This is a genomic window from Dyadobacter bucti, from assembly GCF_005869225.1.
Lineage (GTDB): Bacteria > Bacteroidota > Bacteroidia > Cytophagales > Spirosomataceae > Dyadobacter > Dyadobacter bucti.
The window spans coordinates 273,256-295,276 of sequence record NZ_SWFP01000010.1; the positions used below are offsets into that span (position 1 = coordinate 273,256).

Annotated in this window: 21 protein-coding genes; 20 read left to right on the top strand and 1 reads right to left on the bottom strand. The window is 49.7% G+C overall.

From position 1 onward, the window contains the following. Positions 1-4 precede the first annotated feature (4 nt). The 19 genes from FBF61_RS28470 to FBF61_RS28560 all read left to right on the top strand — a co-directional run bounded on the left by FBF61_RS28470 (position 5) and on the right by FBF61_RS28560 (position 19,107). Entirely contained in the window at positions 5-361 is a 357-nt protein-coding gene (locus tag FBF61_RS28470; protein ID WP_138483887.1) for an L-rhamnose mutarotase, read from the top strand. Further along, positions 358-1,614, top strand: a complete 1,257-nt coding sequence (fucP, locus tag FBF61_RS28475) for an L-fucose:H+ symporter permease (RefSeq protein ID WP_229215264.1) — start codon at positions 358-360, stop codon at positions 1,612-1,614. The genes FBF61_RS28470 and fucP overlap by 4 nt, the downstream gene beginning before the upstream one ends. A gap of 28 nt (positions 1,615-1,642) precedes the next feature. Continuing rightward, positions 1,643-3,373 (top strand): alpha-L-fucosidase, encoded by a 1,731-nt coding sequence (locus tag FBF61_RS28480; RefSeq protein ID WP_138483891.1) that lies wholly within the window; start codon positions 1,643-1,645, stop codon positions 3,371-3,373. A 290-nt stretch (positions 3,374-3,663) separates the two neighbouring features. Further along, complete coding sequence (locus FBF61_RS28485) at positions 3,664-4,950, top strand: putative porin (RefSeq protein ID WP_138483893.1); 1,287 nt, start codon at positions 3,664-3,666, stop codon at positions 4,948-4,950. 70 nt (positions 4,951-5,020) lie between these two features. Beyond that, positions 5,021-6,325: an urea ABC transporter substrate-binding protein gene (urtA, locus tag FBF61_RS28490; protein ID WP_229215265.1), complete on the top strand. Its 1,305-nt coding sequence runs from the start codon at positions 5,021-5,023 to the stop codon at positions 6,323-6,325. 24 nt (positions 6,326-6,349) lie between these two features. Then, entirely contained in the window at positions 6,350-7,999 is a 1,650-nt protein-coding gene (gene urtB, locus FBF61_RS28495) for an urea ABC transporter permease subunit UrtB (RefSeq protein ID WP_205748326.1), read from the top strand. Between the two features lie 44 nt (positions 8,000-8,043). Further along, positions 8,044-9,144 carry an urea ABC transporter permease subunit UrtC gene (gene urtC / locus FBF61_RS28500; protein WP_138483895.1) on the top strand — a complete coding sequence of 367 codons (1,101 nt, stop codon included), beginning with the start codon at positions 8,044-8,046 and terminating at the stop codon, positions 9,142-9,144. Between the two features lie 52 nt (positions 9,145-9,196). Further along, on the top strand, positions 9,197-9,952 hold the full coding sequence (urtD, locus tag FBF61_RS28505) for an urea ABC transporter ATP-binding protein UrtD (RefSeq protein ID WP_138483897.1): 756 nt from the start codon (positions 9,197-9,199) through the stop codon (positions 9,950-9,952). 3 nt (positions 9,953-9,955) lie between these two features. Further along, on the top strand, positions 9,956-10,666 hold the full coding sequence (gene urtE, locus FBF61_RS28510) for an urea ABC transporter ATP-binding subunit UrtE (RefSeq protein ID WP_205748327.1): 711 nt from the start codon (positions 9,956-9,958) through the stop codon (positions 10,664-10,666). Positions 10,667-10,714: 48 nt separating this feature from the next. After that, a complete protein-coding gene (locus tag FBF61_RS28515) occupies positions 10,715-12,553 on the top strand; it encodes a sensor histidine kinase (protein WP_138483899.1) in 1,839 nt (612 codons plus the stop codon). Between the two features lie 40 nt (positions 12,554-12,593). Then, on the top strand, positions 12,594-13,256 hold the full coding sequence (locus FBF61_RS28520) for a response regulator transcription factor (RefSeq protein ID WP_138483901.1): 663 nt from the start codon (positions 12,594-12,596) through the stop codon (positions 13,254-13,256). An 84-nt stretch (positions 13,257-13,340) separates the two neighbouring features. Next, the gene (gene ureA / locus FBF61_RS28525) at positions 13,341-13,643 is read left to right on the top strand and encodes an urease subunit gamma (protein ID WP_138483904.1); all 303 of its coding nucleotides are present in this window, start codon (positions 13,341-13,343) and stop codon (positions 13,641-13,643) included. A gap of 6 nt (positions 13,644-13,649) precedes the next feature. Further along, positions 13,650-14,018 carry an urease subunit beta gene (gene ureB / locus FBF61_RS28530; RefSeq protein ID WP_138483906.1) on the top strand — a complete coding sequence of 123 codons (369 nt, stop codon included), beginning with the start codon at positions 13,650-13,652 and terminating at the stop codon, positions 14,016-14,018. Beyond that, the gene (gene ureC / locus FBF61_RS28535) at positions 14,015-15,751 is read left to right on the top strand and encodes an urease subunit alpha (protein WP_138483908.1); all 1,737 of its coding nucleotides are present in this window, start codon (positions 14,015-14,017) and stop codon (positions 15,749-15,751) included. Before ureB ends, ureC begins: the two co-directional genes overlap by 4 nt. Positions 15,752-15,772: 21 nt before the next feature. Further along, a complete protein-coding gene (gene ureE, locus FBF61_RS28540; protein WP_138483910.1) occupies positions 15,773-16,270 on the top strand; it encodes an urease accessory protein UreE in 498 nt (165 codons plus the stop codon). 8 nt (positions 16,271-16,278) lie between these two features. Continuing rightward, positions 16,279-16,965, top strand: coding sequence for an urease accessory protein UreF (locus FBF61_RS28545; protein ID WP_138483912.1), 687 nt, complete (start codon positions 16,279-16,281; stop codon positions 16,963-16,965). Positions 16,966-16,991: 26 nt separating this feature from the next. Beyond that, the gene (ureG, locus tag FBF61_RS28550; protein WP_138483914.1) at positions 16,992-17,627 is read left to right on the top strand and encodes an urease accessory protein UreG; all 636 of its coding nucleotides are present in this window, start codon (positions 16,992-16,994) and stop codon (positions 17,625-17,627) included. Beyond that, positions 17,624-18,433, top strand: coding sequence for an urease accessory protein UreD (locus FBF61_RS28555; RefSeq protein ID WP_138483916.1), 810 nt, complete (start codon positions 17,624-17,626; stop codon positions 18,431-18,433). The genes ureG and FBF61_RS28555 overlap by 4 nt, the downstream gene beginning before the upstream one ends. Then, positions 18,406-19,107, top strand: a complete 702-nt coding sequence (locus tag FBF61_RS28560; protein WP_138483918.1) for a hypothetical protein — start codon at positions 18,406-18,408, stop codon at positions 19,105-19,107. The genes FBF61_RS28555 and FBF61_RS28560 overlap by 28 nt, the downstream gene beginning before the upstream one ends. Before the next feature lie 12 nt (positions 19,108-19,119). On the opposite strand, the gene FBF61_RS28565 is transcribed toward FBF61_RS28560, so the two are convergent. Next, positions 19,120-20,694, bottom strand: coding sequence for a sodium:solute symporter family protein (locus tag FBF61_RS28565; protein WP_138483920.1), 1,575 nt, complete (start codon positions 20,692-20,694; stop codon positions 19,120-19,122). Between the two features lie 248 nt (positions 20,695-20,942). On the opposite strand from FBF61_RS28565, the gene FBF61_RS28570 reads away from it, so the two are divergent. Continuing rightward, a complete protein-coding gene (locus tag FBF61_RS28570; protein ID WP_138483922.1) occupies positions 20,943-21,974 on the top strand; it encodes a LacI family DNA-binding transcriptional regulator in 1,032 nt (343 codons plus the stop codon). Positions 21,975-22,021 lie beyond the last annotated feature (47 nt).

The window sequence follows — 22,021 nt, forward strand, 5'->3', positions numbered from 1 at the left end:
TGTTATGGCTTTGAAACGAAGTTGCCTCGCACTGGACCTTGTCGATGACGAAAACCTGATCGCTACTTATGAGCAATACCATCGCCCAGAGCAGATATGGCCGGAAATTCCAGTGGGTATCCGGGAGGCAGGTATTGCGGACATGCAGATTTACCGCATCGGGACCCGGCTGTTTATGATCGTTGACTACGACGAAAACACCAGCCTGAGTGCCGCTTTCGAAAAAATGGGGACATTTCCCAGGCAGCCGGAGTGGGGGACACTTATGCACGGCTTCCAGAAAATACTCCCGGAAGCGCAGCCGGGCGAACATTGGGCGGAGATGAAACCTGTGTTTTTATTAAATGATTGCATACAATGAAAAGCAAGGCAGTAATTGTTCCTTTACTGGTTGTGATGAGCCTGATGTTTATCTGGAATCTCAGCCGTAACATCAACGATATTTTGATCCCGCACCTGAAAAGGGCGTGTCAGCTGACCGACTTTCAGTCTTCTCTGATCCAGTCTGCATTTTTTGGCGGGTACTTTCTGCTGGCTTTGCCGGTAGGGCAGTTTATCAGCAAATATGGCTATAAGGCAGGAATGGTTGCCGGGCTGCTGACGGCCGCTGCCGGTGCGTTTCTGTTTTTTCCGGCCGCCGATACCCGCTACTATCCGCTTTTTCTGGGCGCGCTTTTTATCATGGCCGCCGGTTTTACCTTTCTGGAAGTTACGGCTACTCCTTACATTTCAGTCCTTGGCGACCCCGACCGGGCGTCGAGCAGGCTGAGCCTGGCTTCTGCGGTAGGATCGCTCGGGGCAACGATCGGTCCGTTTGTCGGCAGCCGTTTTTTGCTGCATGCCACGGAAGTCCCGCCTTCGGTGGTTGCACAGTTTGATCCCGGTCAGCTTGAACAATATCTCAATGCCGAAGCACATCTGGTGAAAACGCCCTATCTGAGCCTAGGAGGGCTGTTTTTGGTGATTGGCGCATTGCTGTATTTTATAAAACTTCCCAAAATCCAGGAGGGCGGGGAGAGAGCCGGAAGCATCCGGTCCGTGTTTCAGTTCCGGCATACGGTACTGGGGGCATTGGGTGTATTCTGTTATCTGGGTGCGGAAGTAGGCATCGTCAGTTTTATGATCCGGTATGCAAAATCGTCCGGGATCATCGGATTGACAGAACAGGACGCTGCGCTTTTTATCACTTTTTATATGGCTCTGGTGCTGCTTGGGCGGCTGGCCGGCGCATACTGGCTCCGCAAATTGAACCCGTCTGCCATGCTGGCCACATGTTCAGCTGCTGCCGCCGGCTTGATCTTCCTGTCGATGCTGAGCAGCGGTTATGTGTCGGTATATGCCCTTTCTTTTGTGGGCCTTTTTACTTCCGTCATGTATCCTATCCTTTTCACGCTGAGTATCAAAGACCTTGGCATTTATACCAAACCAGGTTCATCCCTGATCATCATGAGCATTGTGGGCGGGGCGGTGGTACCGCCGGTGATGGGGCTGCTTTCAGACTCATTCGGCATCAAACCGGCTTTTGTGATCCCGGTGATCTGCTATGCTTACCTGATCTATTATGCGAGAGCCGGGCACGTGGTGTCGCCCGTACCCGCATCCTCAACCCATTAAAGATAAAAATTCCTAAACCCACTTTTTTATGAAAAAATACATTCTTGCAATCCTTTTGTTAACCTTTGGTTTCCAGGGTTTTTCTCAAAATGAAATGCCCCTTTCACAGCGACTGAAATGGTGGCAGGATTCCAAAATGGGCCTCTTTATACACTGGGGGCCTGTTTCGCTGATAGGTAAGGAGATCAGCTGGTCACGGGAAGGTTACGGGAAAGCGAAGTATGATTCCCTTTACATGCGGTTTAATCCCAAAAAATTTGATGCGAAAGCCTGGGTAGCGCTGGCGAAAGCTTCGGGCATGAAATATATCGTGCTTACGGCGAAGCACCATGATGGTTTTTGTCTTTTTGATACCAAAACCACCGGTTACAACATCATGAATACGCCCTTCGGCCGGGATGTCTGCAAAGAACTGGCGGAGGCAGCGCACGAGGCCAATATGCCGATCTGCTGGTATTTTTCGGTCGCCGACTGGAAAGATCCGGATTGCCGTAACCCGCAAACCAATGATGTTTTTTCAGAAAGGGTGTTGAAACAGGTGCAGGAATTGCTCACCAGCTACGGAAAAATTAGCCTTTTATGGATCGATTTTGAAGGCTGGCCGAGTCCGGTACAGCCCAAAAAAGTCTATGACCTGGCCAGGAAATTACAGCCCGGAATCATCATCAACAACCGTCTCGAACCCTTTACGCCGGACGAGTCACACGGCTATATCGGCAAGTATGCAGACTATGCCACTCCCGAAGGCTTTGTGGCGGGATATGGAAAAACTGCCTGGGAAACCTGCACCAATATGGGCCACCAGTGGGCGTGGAAGTTCAATGACAAGCCCCGCAGCCTGAAAGAATCGGTGCACACGCTGCTGCGTTGTGTAGGCGGGAATGGTAACCTGCTGTTTAACATCGGCCCTGACAGCTCCGGGATTTTTCCGGCTGATTTTGCGGCAAGAGCGCGTGAAATGGGAAGCTGGATCACTAAAAACGAACCAGCTATCTATGGTACCAAAGGCGGCGTCTACACACCCTCCGACGATTATGTCAGCTCGTTCAAAGGCGATAAACTGTATGTTCATTTGCTGAATTCCTCGCGCAATGATCTGGAATTGCCGGGTATGCAGGCAAGAGTCAAAAGTGCAGCCCTTGTTGACGGAACAAAGATCACTTTTACCCAGACCGACAAGGGCGTTAAGCTGAATTTTCCCAAAGATAAAATCGATTCCGTTGCGACCATTGCTGTACTGACGACAGACCGGGATCTGGCTGGACTGACGCCGATTATTCCGTTTTCAAAATCAAAATCGATGGGTTATGCTAAAAACGCTACCGCGTCGAGTTCGGTCGGGCAGTTTTACCACGATCCTGCCGCTGCATTTGACGATAATCCCAGAACGGTATGGAAAATAGGGCGGAGGAAAGACGTTGATTTCAATCAGTATTATGGCAAAAATATACATTACCTCTCGGAGGAAGTGATGTCGTTGTACGAACCTTCGGGCTGGCTGGAAACAGATCTGGGCGCGCCGGCGACCGTCGGGAAAATCAAGCTGGGCGAGACAAAAAGCAGTAATTCGGAGATCAAGAAATTCGAAGTGCAGTACCAGTCGGCGGGCAAGTGGGTGAAGCTGGCAGAGGATACCAGAATGGGTACATGGGAGAAGACCTTTACTCCCGTGACAGCACAGAAATTCAGGCTGGTTATACACGAGTATCATGGGTATTTTGGCATCAACGAATTCCAGCTTTTCCCGCCGGATAAATAACGCTGGCAGTTTTTACCAAAATCGCGGCCAATACCTAGTTTTATACTTAGGTATTGGTCGCTTTGCATTTGGTAACTAAGTAAAATCAGAATCCTCCAAGCTTCAATTGTTTTATCAAAGTATCACATCTGTTCATCTCATAAACCACTAATATTGAGATTAATATCATAATTATAATATTAATTGTAATCTTTTCCATGATTTTCAAAAATTCGTTTAAATAAGTTGTTACATACGTAATTGTTCATTAATGTTGTATAAATACTTACGTAATAAAAACTTATAACGACATGAGAAGATTCATTCTATGTGTAAGTGTACTGCTCGCTTCCATGCACAATCTGGCTTCTGCTGCCGACGTGCCTGACGAAAGCGACAAGAAATCAGCCCGGAAAGCCCGGTTGCTGCGCGAATTTGCAAACGCCGCCGCACAGCCCGATTCTGCGGGCATGAACGCAGCTGAGCCGGAGGAATTCAAACCCTCCATCCACGTGGGTGCGATCGTGCACATGTTTGCTTCCGCCGAGCAGTCGGCATTCGGCGGTTCGGCCAGCGCCGATGCAAAGGACTGGAACAAAGGCTTTTCGCTTTATCGCGCCAGGGTACTGGTAGGCGGGCAGCTCTCCAAGAAAGGCAGCTTCTTTATGGAAACGGACCTTCCTTCGCCCATCGGGATACAATTGGGCGAGAACACCAAAAACGTGAAAGTAGCGCCTATTTTGCTCGATGCGCAGTATGAATATGCGTTTTCAAATGAATTTCAGCTGGTGGCGGGCATGCAGCTGGTTTCCAATAACCGCAATGGTCTGCAGGGCGCGGCCGGTTTGATGGCCAATGATTTCACTTACTTCCAATACCCTTACAATATGTTCGCCGACAGTCCTTTGCAGGGAAATTTTGGTCGTGACCTGGGTGTCAATGCAAGGGGTTTTCTCCTGAAAAACAAGCTCGAATATCGCCTGGGCGCATTCACCGGCAGAAACCTGGACGGTCAGGCTCCGCTGCGTATAGTGGGTCGCGTTGCTTACAATTTCCTTGACCCTGAAAAAGATTATTACTATGCCGGTACCAAGCTCGGCGCCGGAAACACATTCGCCTGGGGCGCCGGATTTGACGCGCAGGGTTCTTACAGCAATTTCGGAACGGATGTTTTTATCGATAAAAAAGCCGGAAGCGCAGGCTCTGTGACGTTAAATGCCGCATTTCAGTATATGACGGGTGGTACCAATGTGAATTCCAAATATTCTTTTGCAGGGTTGATTCCCCGCCAGACCGTCCAGTTCCTGGAATTGGGATATTATTTCACCAAATCGCGCCTGCAACCATGGGTAAGGTATGAAAATCAGAACATTTCGGCCAAAAAGGAGCAGGTAGGCTCGGAGCTGGTCGAGGATTTTGACAAGGCACATTCCAGCAAGGTTTTCGGGGGAGGGCTCAACTACTTTTTCGCGGGCAGCACTACCAATCTGCGTTTATCGTACGTAGCCCGCCAGCACAATTTCGCCAACGCTTCGGGCGATTATTCCAGCAAATCCTACGGCCAGTTTTGGTTGCAGGTTCAGTTTTTCATATTTTGACAAAATGCAGCACATATAGGGAACAGGATTACAAAAATTTTCACTCAATCACTATTTAAAATACTAACTCATGAAAACAATAAAAATCCATCAATGGAGTGTGGCATTGCTTGCGCTGGTGATGATACTTTCAGGATGCGGCGGCAGCGGCTCGGGCGAGCAGAAAGACAGCGAGCAGGAAACGGTAAAGATCGGTATCCTGCATTCTCTGAGCGGAACGATGGCTATTTCCGAAGTTTCCCTGAAAGATGTGGTGCTCATGGCCGTTGACGAGATCAATGCAAAAGGTGGGGTACTGGGCAAAAAAATAGAGCCTGTGATCGTCGATCCGGCTTCGGATTGGGACCTTTTTGCTGAAAAATCAAAAGAACTGCTGCTGGATAAAAAAGTATCTGCCGTTTTCGGTTGCTGGACTTCTGTTTCCCGCAAATCGGTGCTGCCGGTGTTCGAGGAAAACAACGGGCTGCTTTTTTATCCGGTACAATATGAAGGCGAAGAGTGCTCTACCAGTGTGATTTACACGGGTGCTACGCCCAACCAGCAGTTGATCCCTGCTGCCGAATATATGATGAGCGAAGAAGGCGGCGGCTATAAAAAATTCTATCTGCTGGGTACCGACTACGTTTTCCCGCGCACAGCCAACAAGATCCTGAAAGCGTTTCTGCTTTCCAAAGGAGTGCCTGCCGAAAACATCGTGGAAGAGTATACGCCATTCCATCACCAGGATTATCAGACGATCGTTTCAAAAGTAAAACAGTTTGCGGCGGGCGGAAAAGCTTGCGTGCTTTCGACGATCAACGGTGATTCCAATGTGCCTTTTTACAAAGAATTCGCCAATCAGGGCCTTTCAGCGGCTACTTGCCCGATCATGGCATTCTCGGTTGCGGAAGATGAACTGCGTGCAACGGATACGGAATTCCTGGTAGGCCACCTGGCGGCGTGGAATTATTTCCAGTCGATGGAATCGGCGGAGAACAAGAAATTTGTAGAGGATTTCAGGGCATTCTGCAAGAAAAACAACCTGCCCGGCGGCGACAAGCGTGTAACGGACGATCCGATCTGCTGGGCTTACACAGGTGTGTACCTTTGGGCGAAAGCAGCTGAAAAAGCAGGTTCTTTCGAAGTTTCCAAAGTACGCCCGGCTTTATATGGTCTGGAATTTGCCTCGCCCGACGGACTGGTAAAAATGGATACCAAAAATCACCACCTCGCGAAGCCTGTGATGATCGGGGAGATCAAGCCCGACGGACAATTTGATATCATCTGGAAATCGACGGGACTTGTAAATCCGGAACCCTGGTCGAAACTGACGTCGCCCGATAAAGACTGCGACCATGTTGCCCATGGCGGAACGTATACGGTAGCCCGGAACTAGCTATTTCTCCTAAATTTTCAAGTTATGAACTACACGATCAAAGTGTGGGCAGGGATTGCTCTGTGCCTGCTGATGGGGAAAAATGCTGCTGCGCAGTCGGATAGCATCGGTATTCTCATCAGTCAGGTGCTCGATCCGCCCCATGATTCGGCCAGGAGCATGGCTTTGCACAAGCTCGTAGCGCTTCGGGATGCATCCTCATTCCCGTTTCTCGGGGCTGTTAACGACAAGAAGATCTACGTACGTGAAGGGAAACCCGTAACCACGGGAGAAGAAACAGGCGAGGACAGCGGCATTTTCCCATTGTATAACCTTTATCCTGAAAATACCCCTGTAACCGATGCATCCGGAAAACCGGTTGCCGCCGAAGCCGGGTCTTTGCAAAAAGTGGATATTTCGCGTACCGACCGCCTTTCGCTCGGTCCGGTCCTGGCCTATCTCAACCTCGCCAATCCCGATCCGAAAAAGAGGATCATTGCTTACGGACAGTTGCTGACAACTTCGGATTCTTCCAAAATGAACATCCTGGCGGAAGCCCTGCAACTGGAAAAAGACAAGGATGCATTGACCGCGGGCAAAGAGATATTATTCCAGATGAAGCTCAATGCCTCATTATCTGAAACCGAAGCGCAGGCTTATATCGACAGCCTGGACAGCAACTGGGGCGAAAACGTGACCAATATTTTGCAGGATTATGCGGCTTCCGCAAAACTGCCCGCAGCCAAAGCCTACGCAGCCGGGAAAGTAACAGCCCTGGAAACGCTTCAAAGCCGGATCGAGAAAGCACAGAACCTTTTCAGCGGGATCAGCCTGGGAAGTATCCTCATCCTGATCGCATTGGGGCTGGCCATTGTATACGGCCTGGCCGGTATTATCAATATGGCCCACGGCGAATTTATGATGATCGGCGCTTATGCCACTTTTTGCATGCAATCTCTTTTTATCGATACGCTCGGCATCAATTCGGATATGTTCTTTTTTGTGTCGCTGCCTGTATCGTTTTTGATAGCCGGAGTTTTTGGGTTGATACTGGAAAAGCTGGTAATCAGGCATTTGTATTCTCGTCCGCTGGAAAGTCTGCTGGCGACCTGGGGTGTGAGCCTCATTCTGGTACAATTGGCAAGAAGCATTTTCGGGGATCTTACGGCTGTGAAAGCACCGTCGTTTCTGGCAGGCGGCTGGCAAGTGATGCCACACCTGATCCTGCCATTTAACCGGCTTTTTATCATCGGGCTGACGATCGTAGTGGTGTCGTTGACATACCTCATGTTATACAGAAGCCGGCTGGGCATCCGCATCAGGGCTGTGACCCAGAACCGCAGTATGAGCTCGTGCCTCGGGGTGGAAACCCGCAAAGTGGACGCCATTACCTTTTTTCTCGGCTCCGGGCTGGCAGGGCTGGCGGGCTGCGCCATGACGCTCATCGGTAACGTGGTACCCGATATGGGACAAACCTACATTGTCGATTCGTTTTTGGTAGTGGTGACGGGTGGCGTAGGGAAAATCGCCGGCGCGATCGTTTCCGGGCTGGGCATCGGCTTCCTGACAAAAGTTTTGGAATCGTTTTATGAAGCTGTGTACGGCAAAGTGCTCATTCTCGCGCTCATCATCATATTCCTTCAATTCAAGCCCAGGGGGCTATTTCCCGACAAGGGCCGGATTGCCGAGGACTGACATTCCTGCATCAAATTTTTGCACAAATCATTTCAAAACCAACCATGGAAAAAACAAAAGACTATCGTCTGTATCTCGCTTTTGTGGTATTCTTCCTGATACTGCTGCCCGTGGGTAACCTCCTTGGTTTCGTGTCCACCAACACCATTTCGCTGTGGGGCCGATACTTCTGCTTTGCGATCGTCGCGCTGGGCGTGGACCTCATCTGGGGCTACACCGGGATACTGTCGATGTGCCAGGCTTTCTTTTTCTGCCTGGGCGGATATGCTGTTGCGATGCACATCGTATCGGCTGGTGCCGCAGCGTCGGGAGGCTCGGGCGTACCCGATTTCATGACCTGGAACCAGGTTGATACGCTGCCGTTTTTCTGGGTACCATTCCAGTCTTTCGGCCTGGCGATCCTGCTCGGGCTGCTGATCCCCGCCGCATTCGCATTCGTTTTTGGTTACTTCATTTTCAGGAGCCGGATCAAAGGCGTTTATATGGCGATCATCACCCAGGCACTGGCGCTGGCAATGTGGCTGCTTTTCCTGCGAAACGAAACCATGCTGGGCGGTACCAATGGTCTTACTGACTTCAAAAACCTGCTCGGCCTCAGTCTTTCTTCGGGCAATGTGAAACTCGGCATGTATGTATTATCGCTGCTGGTACTCTGCGGGGCTTATTTTTTGAGTAAAAAACTGGTGGGTTCCAAGTTCGGGAAAGTGCTGCAGGCGATTCGCGACAGCGAGTCCCGGACGAGCTACACGGCTTACCGAGTACTGGATTACAAGCTTGCCATTTTCATGATCAGCGCATTGCTGGCAGCTTTGGCAGGCATGCTCTACGCGCCCCAGACGGGGATCATTACGCCGGGACGGATGGATGTCAAAGCCTCCGTGGAAATGGTCATGTGGGTGGCGCTGGGCGGAAGAGGAAAACTGAAAGGCGCGATTCTCGGAGCGCTCACGGTCAATTTTCTTTACAGCATCTGTACCAGTCTTTTCCCCGATTCCTGGCTGTTTATTCTGGGCTTCCTGTTTGTGATCACGGTACTTTATTTCGATAAAGGTTTTTTGGGTGCGCTCGAAATGCTGGGTGCGAAATTCCGTAAAAACAAGCCCGCCGCACGTCCGGTGGCTGAGACGGAAACATTGCAGTCCTGACATCAAATTGAAGGCAGATATCCGGTTTTATTAACCTAAAAATTCCATTGCAATGTTACTGAGCGTTCAAGATCTTTCAGTTTCCTTTGGCGGTGTTCATGCATTGAACCTGAGCCATTTTACCTTGCGGGATAAGGAACTCCGCGTCATTATCGGCCCCAACGGTGCGGGCAAGTCTACTTTCCTGGATATTCTATGCGGGAAAACCAAACCCGATTCCGGTAAAGTGCTTTTCAATGAAACACCGGTTCTGGGTAAAACAGAAGTCGAAATTGCCAATCTCGGCATCGGCAGGAAATTTCAGAAACCGTCCGTTTTTCCCAGCCTGACGGTGTACGACAATATGCTGCTGGCCTTTAAAATGAAAAAAAGCATCCTGGCATCCCTGTTTTTCAAGCCAACGGAAGAAATCGATACCCGGATCAGGGAGGTAGCGGTGAAAGTGGGTTTGATCACCGAGCTAAAAAAAGTAGCCGGAGAACTTTCGCACGGCCAGAAACAATGGCTCGAAATCGCTATTGTCGTTTTACAGGACCCGAAACTGATGCTCATCGACGAGCCAGCGGCCGGTATGTCGGATGAAGAAACGGAGAAAACAGGGGAGTTGCTCATGCAGCTCGCCAGACATCACGGCATTATTGTGATCGAGCATGACATGAAATTCGTGGAGCAGATCGCGAAAGAACTGGTAACGGTGCTGGTTCGGGGCAAACTGCTGGTAGAAGGTTCTTTTGACGAGATACGCAACGATCAGCGGGTGATCGACAGCTACCTGGGCCGCGCAAATGTTCAACTTGAAAACTTCTGAACCATGGGCAAATCCATATTAAAAGTCAATTCCCTGATGTCGGCCTATGGTCAAAGCACGATCTTGTGGGGCACTTCGCTCGAAGTGAAAAAAGGGACTGTGACTACGGTCATGGGGCGTAACGGTGTGGGCAAAACCACTTTGCTGAAAACCATCATGGGTCTTGTTCCCGCCGTTTCGGGAATGGTCGAGTACAACGGAGAAGATGTTACCGGTTTGCCGGCTTTCAAAAAATCGCGCATGGGTATTGCTTACGTGCCCCAGGGCAGGGAAATTATCCCGAAACTGACCGTTTACGAAAACCTGAAACTCGGCCTCGAAGCGGTTGCGGACAAAAAAGCCAGGATCCCCGAAGAAGAAATATATGCGATGTTCCCGATTCTGAAAGATTTCAGGAAAAGGCTGGGCGGCAACCTCAGCGGCGGACAGCAGCAGCAGCTCGCTATCGCCAGGGCACTTACCGGCAGGCCGTCCCTGCTTCTGCTCGATGAACCTACCGAAGGCATTCAGCCGTCAATTTCCCAGGAGATCGGTATCATTTTAAAGAGGCTGGCGAGAGAACAAGGCATATCGGTTTTGCTGGTAGAACAGAAAATCGATTTTGCGCGGCCGGTTACCGATTATTTCTACTTTATGAACCGGGGTGTGGTGGTTTCGGAGGGCAGTTCAGACGAAATGTCGATGGAAGAACTCCAGAATCATATTTCCCTGTGATTTTTCCGGCAATACCTACGTATATTTAGGCCGAATCAGATCACTCCTATGTTACAGAAAGAAACCGTTCAGGATGAGCCCCAGGAAAGAAAGACGTTTCTGTACTTTACCTGGTTGTATGTTTCTGCCCTTTTGATTGTCGCCGTCATTTCTGTGCTCAGCCAGATACTGATCCAGCGATACCTGACCGCACAGCGCGACGACTCGCATATCATCAACTATGCAGGCCGCCTGCGTACGTACAGTCAGACGCTCAGCAAAACGGCCCTGCTGATCGAGTCGGGCCGGGATCTGGAATCCAATCAGAAGGAATTTCTCAATACGCTGAAACAATGGCAAAAAGCCCATCAGGCGCTGATCGGGGGCAATTCGTTTCTTAATCTGCCTCCCAACAACCGGAAGGAGATCGCCATGATGTACGATATGGTGAAGGAACCTTATCAGGAAATACTGCGGGCCGCCAATATGATGGTCACGGAGCTGGAAAAAAAGCAGCCCGCTGATTCTTTGGATATTAAGCCATATGTTAAAAAGATCCTGGAATATGAGAAGTCGTACCTGCTCGGTATGGAGCTGATCGTTTTTGATTACGACCGTTTCTGGCGGCAAAAAGTACGTACGCTCAAAGAAATCGAGTACATTCTGCTCGGTGTGGTCCTGTTCACGCTTTTGCTGGAAGCAGGGCTTATCTTTTTTCCCCTCTCGGTCCGGATCCGGCAAACCATGACCGGCTTGATCGACTCCGAAAACCGGTCGAAAAAGCTGGCCGACCAGTTGCAGGAAAGCAGCAAATCCATTGAAAAATCGCATAAAGAGCTTAAAGAGACTAATTTCGCCCTCGAAAAGGCGACTTATCTTGTCAAAACCGACAGTGAGGGGCATATCATTTATGCCAATGATAAATATTGCCACGTCACCAAATACAATCTTTCGGAACTGCGTGGGAGACCCCTTTTTTACAATAATCAGGGCGGAAAAGAAAGTGTGATTTACGATCACATCCGTAATCCGCAGCGCAGGACGGAGGTTTGGCAGGGAGAGGTTTTCGATACAGCTTCGGACGGGGCCGGGTTCTGGCTGGATGTTACCATGATGCCTATCATCGACAACAACGGTAGCCTGTACCAATATCTCGTGGTATGCAATGACATCACCAAACGCAAGAATACCGAAAAAGAACTGTGGCTGCTGACGGAAGAAAAAATGCGCAGGCAGGAAACAGAGCAGCATATCCGGTCTTTTTCGATCATTACAGGCCAGGAAAAGGAGCGTGAAAGGGTGGCGGCAGAGATCCACGACGGCATCGGGCAAATGCTGACCAGCCTGCGGATGAAGCTGGAACAGGTGGATGACCGTATGCACCATAAGGATCCTGAAATCCAGAAAGTGAATGAGCTGCTGGCCGGGATTATTTTTGAAACCAAGCGCATCTGTGCCGACTTGCTGCCCAGCGTGCTGGAAGATTTCGGGCTGCGTTCAGCGGTCCGTGAACTTGTGAAAATGTGCCGTGAAACCGCTACGTCCGTGCATTTTCATCTGGAAGAGAACATACAGGCCGACTCTTTTTCACGGGAGATCGAGATCGGTGTATTCAGGATTTTGCAGGAAGCGCTCAATAATGCCATCAAACACGCCCAGGCAAAGAACATAGAAGTTCACGTAGACAGCGATTCTGAGTTTTTGAATATCATTGTCCAGGACAATGGCAAGGGCTTTTATTTTGACAATCAATATATTTATTCGCGCGAAAAATTTCCAAAGGCGCATGGTTTGAGAGGAATGAAGGAGCGGGCCGACTTGCTGAACGGTACACTCAACATCAGTTCCGCACCCGGACAAGGCACTATGGTACAACTTGAATTACCTTTGCGTAAAATTTTGGTATAAACCCTTTTTAAAGGCACACAATCAATATTACATTTTTGAAATGAAGAAAATAGCAGTATTTCTGGTCGATGATCACGAAATTTTTCGCAACGGATTAAAGCAGCTGATCAGCAACGAGCAGGATATGGAAGTGGTGGGAGAGGCTTCTACCGGCGAAGATGCCATTGAGATGCTTGGTAAAACCACTGTGGATGTCATCATCATGGATATCCGTATGCCAGGGATCGGCGGCCTGGATACGGGCAAATCAGTCCTGAAAAACAATCAGAAAGCCAAACTGCTTTTCTTCAGCCTTTTCGATAATCCGGATTACGTGCTTACGGCCCTGGATATGGGCGCGAGTGGTTATATTCTGAAAGATACCAGCAACAAGATTTTCCTGCATGCGATCCGGACGGTACATCTCGGACAGTTTTATTTTATCGGGGAAGTGACCGATACACTTGTACGGAGATACCATGAGCAGAAAAATTCGTCAGGCAAACTGCAGTCCGCCCAGCCTTCCGAAATATCGCTTTCAAAACGTGAGCAGCAGATTATCAGGATGATACATCAGGGTGTGAGCAACAAAGAAATTGCAGACTCCCTGCAAATCAGCATCCGAACCATTGAGGCGCACCGGCTGAACATCCTCCGCAAATTCCAGGTCAGTACGATCGAGGAAGCGGTTGAAACTGCAAAAACTGCACTTTTATTAAACTGATTTCTTGAAAAGTGTTTGGATTGTTCAAAAATCCAGCCGATATTTACGTACGTAGTAAATACTTAGGTATAACACCAAAATCTGATGCACTTAACTCCTCGCGAGCAGGAAAAACTGCTTTTATTTTTGGCCGGAGAACTGGCTGAAAAACGAAAGGCGCGTGGCCTGAAACTCAACTATCCCGAAGCGATTGCGCTCATCAGCAGCCGGTTGCAGGAAGCCGCACGGGACGGACAGTCGGTGGCTGAGCTCATGCATTACGGCGCCACGATCCTTTTCCGGGAAGATGTGATGGAAGGCGTGCCGGAAATGATCCACGACATTCAGATCGAAGCCACCTTCCCCGACGGTACCAAGCTGGTAACCGTTCACCAACCTATCCGCTGACCAGACATGATACCAGGAGAATATTTTTTGCCGGAAGATGACATTGTGATCAACGTCGGAAAACGCACAGATTCCATGACGGTGGTCAACACAGGCGACCGGCCGGTTCAGATCGGCTCCCATTTTCATTTTTTTGAGGTAAACCGGCTGCTTTTGTTCCATCGCGAAAAAGCGTATGGCATGCGGCTCAACATTGCATCGGGAACGGCAGTGCGGTTTGAGCCGGGAGAAGAAAAAAATGTGACGCTGGTGGAATTCGGCGGATCAAAAAAGATTGCCGGGTTCAACAATCTCGTGGACGGTGATCTGGACAAAATGAAAGCCATGGCCCTCGAAAAGGCACATTCCGGAAACTTTAAAGACACTGAAAGATGAGCGTGAGGATCAACCGGATCAGGTATGCAAATATGTACGGCCCCACCACCGGCGACAAAGTCCGGCTGGGGGACACGAACATTGTTATTGAAATCGAAAAAGACTTGTCGGTCGGCAGTGCGGAAGGTTATGGGGAAGAATCCAAATTCGGCGGCGGCAAAACCATCCGCGACGGCATGGCGCAGTCGGCTACCGCCACACGGGACGAAGGTGTGCTCGATTTTGTGATCACCGGCGCGGTAGTGATCGACCATTGGGGCATTGTAAAAGGAGATATCGGCATCAAAAACGGTAAGATCGTCGGTGTCGGAAAAGCCGGTAACCCGGATACCACCGACGGCGTCGACGCCAACATGGTCATAGGCGCTTCCACGGAAGTACACAGCGGCGCGGGACTGATCGCGACCGCCGGCGGAATTGATACACACATTCATTTCATTTGCCCGCAGCAGATCGATCACGCGCTTTTCAGCGGCATTACTACCATGCTCGGCGGCGGGACAGGCCCGGCTGACGGCACCAATGCCACCACCGTAACGCCCGGTGCCTGGAACATCCGCAAGATGCTTGAAGCAGCAGAAGCATTTCCGATGAACCTGGGTTTTCTGGGAAAAGGAAACTGCGCCACGCTGGCACCGCTGGAAGAGCAGATCGAGGCAGGCGTGATCGGTTTAAAGATCCACGAAGACTGGGGCGCGACCCCGGCGGTGATCGATGCCTCGCTGAAAATGGCTGATAAACATGACATTCAAATCGCTATACATACAGACACGCTGAATGAATCGGGTTTTCTGGAAAGCACGATGGCGGCGATTGACGGCCGGGTGATCCATACCTATCATACCGAAGGGGCCGGTGGCGGGCATGCGCCTGACATTATCAAGGCGGCCATGTACCCGCATATTCTGCCCTCGTCCACCAATCCGACCCGCCCATTTACGGTCAATACCATTGATGAACACCTGGACATGCTCATGGTATGCCACCATCTGAACAAATCGGTTCCCGAGGATGTAGCTTTTGCCGATTCCAGGATCAGACCGGAAACGATCGCGGCGGAGGATATCCTGCACGATATGGGTGTTTTCAGCATGATGAGCTCCGACTCGCAGGCTATGGGGCGGGTGAGCGAGGTGATCATCAGGACCTGGCAGACGGCAGATAAAATGAAAAAACAGAGAGGCCCGCTGGAAGAGGACCGCGCCAATGGAAATGATAATTTCAGGGCCAAAAGGTATGTGGCCAAATACACGATCAACCCCGCCATCACACACGGAATTTCTGATTATGTAGGCTCCGTGGAACCGGAAAAAATGGCGGATATCATTTTGTGGAAACCAGCGTTTTTCGGCGTAAAACCGGAAATGATCATCAAAGGAGGTATGATCATCGGCAGCAGAATGGGCGACCCCAATGCATCCATACCCACGCCTCAGCCCGTGATTTACAGGCACATGTTCGGCGCTTTCGGAAAAGCGCTTTTCAATACGTGCGCAACTTTTGTTTCCCAGCTTTCACTGGACAGGAATGTAGTGCAGCAATACGGTTTGCAAAAAATGATCCTGCCGGTGAAAAATTGCCGGAATATTTCCAAGAAGGACCTGATACACAATGACGCGACGCCTCAGATAGACGTAAACCCTGAAAATTACCAGGTCAGGGTGGATGGTGAACATATTACCTGTGAGCCGATCGCAGTAGCCCCATTAGCTCAACGTTATTTTTTATTTTAAAAATGAACGCAGTTTTTTGCAATGATCATCAAAGAAAAACTCGGCAATCTCAGCCTTTACGATCTGAAAGGCAGGCATATAGACTGGCTGGAACTGGAATGGTTTGAAACCAGAAAACGGATCTTGCGGAAAAAAAGCCGGGCAGGCCAGGAGATAGCCCTGAAATTCCTGACCGAATCGGCGGAGATTTTGCAGGATGATATTCTGTTTCAAAATGAGTTCGTGGTCGTGGCGGTGGAAATAATGCCTTGCGACTGCATGGTTATTAAAACCGGGAATATGTTTGAAACTGCTTCGCTTTGTTATGAAATCGGCAACAAACATGCGCCGCTTTTCTGGGATGAAGGGGATTTTCTGGTGCCTTACGAAGCACCGCTGTTCCGGCAGCTTACCGCACAGGGATACCAGGTTTCGCGGGCGCAGCGGAAACTGCTGCATCCGTTGAAAACAACCGTTTCACCGCATGCCGACCAGGAAAATACAAGTTTGTTTTCCAAAATCATGCAGCTGACCACCTGACCGAGCCTATGTCTACGCACCTGTTGAGTTTGTTGCAGCTGAGCGACCCTACTTTGCCGATAGGAGGGTACGCGCATTCGTCGGGGCTGGAAACATATGTGCAGCAAGGCGGAGTGAAAAATGTCGTTACAGCCAGGCATTTTATTAATCAGATGCTTTCGCAAAATTTAAAATACGGAGATGCAGCCTTTGCTTCATTGGCCTACAATGCGGCGCAGGATCTTGATCATGGCGCATTGCAAAGGCTTGACGAAGAATGTACCGCGCTCAAAATGCCCCGGGAAATAAGAGAGGCAAGCCAGAAACTGGGTATCCGTTTGATGAAGGTTTTTCAGCCGTTGTGCAAGCATTCATTTTCGGGTAAATACCAGGAAGATACCAGGAATGGCGATGTTTTCGGGCATTATGCCATTGCATTCGGGTTGTACGCGCAGGTGCTGGGGATCGCCAAAAAGGAAATGCTGACCGGCTTTTATTACAATGCATGTGTGGGTTTTGTCACCAACTGCGTAAAGCTGGTACCGCTCGGCCAGCAGGACGGGCAGGAACTGTTATTTTCCCTCCAGCCCCTTCTCAGTCAGTTGGCAGACGATACCATTGACCCCGACCCGGACCTGCTGGGCTTGTGCTGCCCGGGATTTGATATCCGCGCAGTCCAGCACGAAAACCTGTATTCGCGCTTGTATATGTCATAACCAGGCTTTAATAAACTGAAAAAACCATGGAAAGAAATTATATCAAGATCGGTGTGGCAGGGCCTGTTGGCTCCGGAAAAACTGCCCTGATTGAAAGACTGACGCGGCACATGGCGCAGGAATACAGCGTCGGGGTGATCACCAATGATATTTATACCAAAGAAGACGCAGCTTTTTTGACACAAAACAGCCTGCTTCCCGAGGACCGGATCATTGGTGTGGAAACCGGCGGGTGCCCTCACACGGCCATTCGCGAGGATGCAAGTATGAACCTGGAAGCTGTGGACGAAATGGCGCGCAGGTTTCCGGATATCGAGATCATTTTTATAGAAAGCGGGGGCGATAATCTTTCCGCCACTTTCAGTCCGGACCTGGCGGACGTCAGCATTTTCGTGATCGACGTGGCGGAAGGTGATAAAATCCCGCGGAAAGGCGGCCCCGGCATCACCAGGAGCGATCTGCTGGTGATCAATAAAATTGACCTTGCTCCTTATGTCCACGCAAACCTGGAAGTAATGGAGCGCGATTCGCGCAAGATGCGGAACGGCCGGCCTTTTGTTTTTACCAATCTGATGAGCCTGCAGGGCCTGGACCAGGTGATCGGCTGGATCAAAAAATATGCGGTACTGGAAGAAACCGAAGAGCCGGCCCTGCTCCGATGATCGCGTCCCTGCACATACAGGCAGCGCGCCGGGGAGAAAATACTTTTCCGAAAAAAATGTTTTTTTCGCCCCCTTTCAAACTCGCCGATGTGACCGAAAACCGCCGAGACCCGTTTCTGCACATCATGCAGATGAGCTCCTCGCCCGGTATACTGGACGGCGACCGGTACCATATCAAGGTCGAAGTGGAGGACGATTGCCACTTGCAGCTGCATACCCAATCTTATCAAAGGCTGTTCAGCATGGTTGACGGGGCGAGACAGGAAATGGAAGTGCATGTGGGGAAAGGGGCTTCATTTGTTTATTTGCCACATCCGTGCGTGCCACAGGAAAACTCAATTTTCAATGCATATAATAAAATATTCCTTTCCGCAGGAGCCACCCTGATCTGGGGAGAGGTCATCACCTGCGGCCGAAAGCTGAACGGCGAACTTTTCAGGTTTTCAAAGTATCATTCCAAAACGGAAGTTTTTTTGAATAATAAATTGATTATTAAGGAAAATGTCCTGCTGAAACCCGAAGCTGGAAATTTACACGGCATGGGTATGCTGGAAGGATTTACGCATCAGGCAGGACTGATTTTCCATGGAGGAGAAACGGCTTCCGAAGCCACGATCAGCGCGGCCTGCGAACTGCTGGAAACACAGACGGACATCATTTTTGGTATCACAAAAGGACCTGCGTCAGGGATTCAGATGCGGATATTGGGGAACAAATCAGAGCAACTGATCGAATGTTTAAAGATAGTTTCAGATCTATTGATAACGGAAAATAACTTATGCTTACCGAATTACAGGTTCTGCTGACAGCGACCATTACCATTGCCTGTCTGCACACATTCAGCGGCCCCGACCATTATGTGCCTTTTATTGCCTTATCCAAAGCAAGGGGATGGAATTTTTCGAAGACCATCTGGTGGACCGTTATCTGCGGCTGCGGGCATGTGTGGAGTTCGGTTTTGCTGGCATTGGGTGGCGCGGCCATCGGCTGGTCGCTGAGCAAGGTCGAATTTCTGGAAGGCGTTCGTGGCGGCATAGCGGGCTGGATGCTGCTCGGTTTTGGTATATTATATGGCATCTGGGGGCTAACCAATGCTTTTCGGGACAAGGCGCACAAACATTTTGATATGGGCGACGAAGGCGAAATGTATGTGTACGAACACCGGCACGGCAGTGCGGTTCGCGGTGGTGAAAAGCACAAAGTGACGCCCTGGGTCATGTTCATCATATTTCTGCTCGGTCCCTGCGAGCCGATGATCCCCCTGCTGTATTTTCCAGCCGCGCAGCATTCCTGGTCTGCCATGGTGCTCATGATCGTCATATACACGATTGTTACCCTGGCTACCATGCTTTTCATGGTCGTGTTGGGCCTCAACGGAATAGCCATGTTCCGGACCGGCTGGATGGAAAAATACATGCACGCCCTGGCCGGATTTACCATTTTCGTATGCGGTGCCGGGATGGTTTTTATGGGTTGGTGAAAAGGACCGTTTTCAAGGTGTGGATTCAATCAGCCGTTCCGTAGCCCTGCGGATTTCACGCCAGCCTTTGTAAAGCAGCCTTTGATCCAGCTCAGGTTTTGGAAAAAACAGGCTGGCGGCATAGCCGACGCCGATCACGATCAGGTGACTGTAAACGCCCAGCATCAGCTTGTGATGCGTGAAATTGAGCGCACCCAGATCCAGCAGCAGCTTTTTGTTTTCCCCGATCCCGATAGGGGTGGAGGTCAGGAAAGCGTAGGCCGTGAAAATAATGCAGGTGACAATCGCGATGTTAATACCCTGGTTATTGGCCCTCGAACTGAACAATCCTAGCAGAAATATGCCGACGATCCCGCCTGAGAAAATGGCATACAACGTAAAAACGATGCCGAGTACTCCTTCGTCCCCGGCGTTGAGGTAAAGCATTGCAATGCCGACCGAGATCAACCCTGATAAAACGACGATCACCTTGGACGCAAGAAGGTATTGTTTGTCGGTTTTTCCTGGACTGATTTTCTTGTAGTAATCCTCCACGCCCACGGCTGCCAGTGAATTCAAGTCCGCGCTGAGGCTGCATATGGCCGCCGATATCATGGCCGAGAGGATCAGTCCCACGACGCCGGTTGGCAATTGTGTCATGATAAAATAGGGAAAAACGGCATCGGCACGCAGATCGGACGGCAGGGGATTTTGTTTATAAAAAACAAACAGAGCCGTACCGATCAGCATAAAAAGTGTCCAGACCGGTACTGTCAGCAAAATGCCCAACAGCGACGCATTAATTGCAGATTTGTCGGTTTTGGCGGTCAGATAGCGTTGGACTACGGTCTGGTCGGTAGCATATTTTTGTATAGCATAAAAGGCGCCGTTGATCGCCATCACGACGAAAGTCAGTTTGGTCAGGTCCCATTCGTAAGGCCCAAAACCGGTCCGTCCGTTTTCTGACGCAATTTCCCAGACAGCCGCCGGGCCTCCTTCTACCGAAAACAACAGTGCACTGATGCATATAATCCCGCTGGCAAAAAGCATAAAACCCTGAAATACATCCAGCCAGATAACTGCCTCTATGCCGCCCATCAGATTGATGAAAATAATGATCGAACCTACCACCAGGATTATGGTAACGGTGTCGATGTTGGTCATTTTTTCGAGAGAAATTGCCAGGAGAAAAAACACCGTGCCCATTCCGGAAAACTGCCTGAGGACGAAAGCGATTGAACTGTAATAACGGGCAAACGGACCAAACCGCCTCTCGAAATATTCGTACGTGCTCAGATTGATGACCTTTCTGAAAAGCGGAACAATAAACCAGATCACCACCAGAAGTACTACCGGCACCATTAATCCCTGCACCAGCAGGATCCAGTTGGAAGAAAAGCCTGTACCTGGGTAAGCCAGAAACGTAACGCTGCTAATCAGCGTTGCGAGCAGGGAAATGCCCAGTGCCCAGGAAGGTATTTTACCCTTGGCCAGAAAATAATTCTGGGTGGTTTTCTGGCTTTTCGCGAATACCAGCCCAAAAGCAAGGCTTACGATCAGGAACGCAAGAATGATGCAGTAATCCAGCACATGTAACGGTGAGCTCATACAGAATAATGAAGGTTAAGGGATCAGGATGGGGCCAGGGTGGTTATTTTGGTATTATGGGATGTAAAAATGTAAACGTTTACATAATTAACAAAATATTTTACATAAAATATTCAGAATATACCACGCTTAAATCAAAAAGGAGCGTAGTTGATTGGTATAAATGACAGAAAAAATAAGATTTTATTTTTTAATTAAAATATTTCCGTCTAATATTGTTGCAATCGTTTACATTGAATAAATCGTCCATGGCAAATCAGAAGGGTGTTAGCCTGAAAGAAGTAGCAGACAAGGCAGGTGTGTCTACTGCAACTGTGTCGCGGGTGATCAATTCCAAGACGGTCGTGAAAGGCGAGACTGAGCTGCGGGTGCAGAAGGTGATCAAGCAGCTTGGCTACCGGCCCAACAGGGTTGCCCAGCGTCTACGGACTACGCGCGGAGCCAGCAAACTCATAGGTCTTCTCATCCCTGATATTCAGAACCCTTTTTACGTAGATATTATACGAGGCATCGAACAGTATGCCTATGCAAGGAATTTTGCAATTGTGATCGGCAACTTCTCCCAGAATGAAGAACGGCAGAAATTTTATATTGAAATACTGAAATCCGAATCGGTGGATGCGTTTATCGTAGCGCCGTTCCCGGGTATGAACGACTATGTCAAGGAGCTGGTCGAAGAGGGTTATGCAGTGGTTTGTATCGACAGAGGCCTTGCCAATGTGGACCTGGACGTAGTGAAGGTGGATAATTTCCAGGGGGCGTTTAATGCGGTCGAACACCTCATCAAAGTCGGGCATACCCGTATCGCGCACATATCCGGTAACGCATTGATCCCCACAACAATGGAGAGGATTTCGGGGTACGAGGCGGCGCTTAACAAATACGGTATCCCCATTGACAGGGAAATTGTTATTGGCAGGAATTCGGACCATCAAAGCGGTGTCGAACTTTCGGCCCGGCTGCTCGACATACCCAATCCGCCCAGTGCGATCTTTACTTCCAACAATCTGCTCACCCTGGGTGCTTTGGAAACCATTCATACCAGGGGACTTAAGATCCCGGAACAAGTGGCCATTGTCGGTTTTGATGATATGTACTGGTCCATGTCCCTGAACCCGCCGCTGACCGCTGTACGTCAGTCAGGCTTTGAAATCGGCAGGATTACCATTGAGCTTCTGCATCAGCGCATCGCTGACCCGGCGAGACCGTATGTCAGTATTGTGCTCAAAACAGAGCTCATTGTCCGGAATTCGTGCGGATACAAGCTTAAAATGGCATAACAGGAGGAACGACTATTTTTTTGAACATAAATGTAAACGATTACATT

Bases quoted from the DNA above. Each gene is read 5' to 3' on its own strand.
- ureG (WP_138483914.1), top strand. From the start codon at position 16,992: ATGGAAAGAAATTATATCAAGATCGGTGTGGCAGGGCCTGTTGGCTCC.
- ureE (WP_138483910.1), top strand. From the start codon at position 15,773: ATGATCATCAAAGAAAAACTCGGCAATCTCAGCCTTTACGATCTGAAA.
- FBF61_RS28480 (WP_138483891.1), top strand. From the start codon at position 1,643: ATGAAAAAATACATTCTTGCAATCCTTTTGTTAACCTTTGGTTTCCAG.
- FBF61_RS28560 (WP_138483918.1), top strand. From the start codon at position 18,406: ATGCTTACCGAATTACAGGTTCTGCTGACAGCGACCATTACCATTGCC.
- urtB (WP_205748326.1), top strand. From the start codon at position 6,350: ATGAACTACACGATCAAAGTGTGGGCAGGGATTGCTCTGTGCCTGCTG.
- FBF61_RS28570 (WP_138483922.1), top strand. From the start codon at position 20,943: ATGGCAAATCAGAAGGGTGTTAGCCTGAAAGAAGTAGCAGACAAGGCA.
- FBF61_RS28485 (WP_138483893.1), top strand. From the start codon at position 3,664: ATGAGAAGATTCATTCTATGTGTAAGTGTACTGCTCGCTTCCATGCAC.
- urtE (WP_205748327.1), top strand. From the start codon at position 9,956: ATGGGCAAATCCATATTAAAAGTCAATTCCCTGATGTCGGCCTATGGT.
- FBF61_RS28470 (WP_138483887.1), top strand. From the start codon at position 5: ATGGCTTTGAAACGAAGTTGCCTCGCACTGGACCTTGTCGATGACGAA.
- ureA (WP_138483904.1), top strand. From the start codon at position 13,341: ATGCACTTAACTCCTCGCGAGCAGGAAAAACTGCTTTTATTTTTGGCC.
- fucP (WP_229215264.1), top strand. From the start codon at position 358: ATGAAAAGCAAGGCAGTAATTGTTCCTTTACTGGTTGTGATGAGCCTG.
- FBF61_RS28555 (WP_138483916.1), top strand. From the start codon at position 17,624: ATGATCGCGTCCCTGCACATACAGGCAGCGCGCCGGGGAGAAAATACT.
- FBF61_RS28545 (WP_138483912.1), top strand. From the start codon at position 16,279: ATGTCTACGCACCTGTTGAGTTTGTTGCAGCTGAGCGACCCTACTTTG.
- urtD (WP_138483897.1), top strand. From the start codon at position 9,197: ATGTTACTGAGCGTTCAAGATCTTTCAGTTTCCTTTGGCGGTGTTCAT.
- urtA (WP_229215265.1), top strand. From the start codon at position 5,021: ATGAAAACAATAAAAATCCATCAATGGAGTGTGGCATTGCTTGCGCTG.
- urtC (WP_138483895.1), top strand. From the start codon at position 8,044: ATGGAAAAAACAAAAGACTATCGTCTGTATCTCGCTTTTGTGGTATTC.
- ureC (WP_138483908.1), top strand. From the start codon at position 14,015: ATGAGCGTGAGGATCAACCGGATCAGGTATGCAAATATGTACGGCCCC.
- FBF61_RS28520 (WP_138483901.1), top strand. From the start codon at position 12,594: ATGAAGAAAATAGCAGTATTTCTGGTCGATGATCACGAAATTTTTCGC.
- ureB (WP_138483906.1), top strand. From the start codon at position 13,650: ATGATACCAGGAGAATATTTTTTGCCGGAAGATGACATTGTGATCAAC.
- FBF61_RS28515 (WP_138483899.1), top strand. From the start codon at position 10,715: ATGTTACAGAAAGAAACCGTTCAGGATGAGCCCCAGGAAAGAAAGACG.
- FBF61_RS28565 (WP_138483920.1), bottom strand. From the start codon at position 20,694: ATGAGCTCACCGTTACATGTGCTGGATTACTGCATCATTCTTGCGTTC.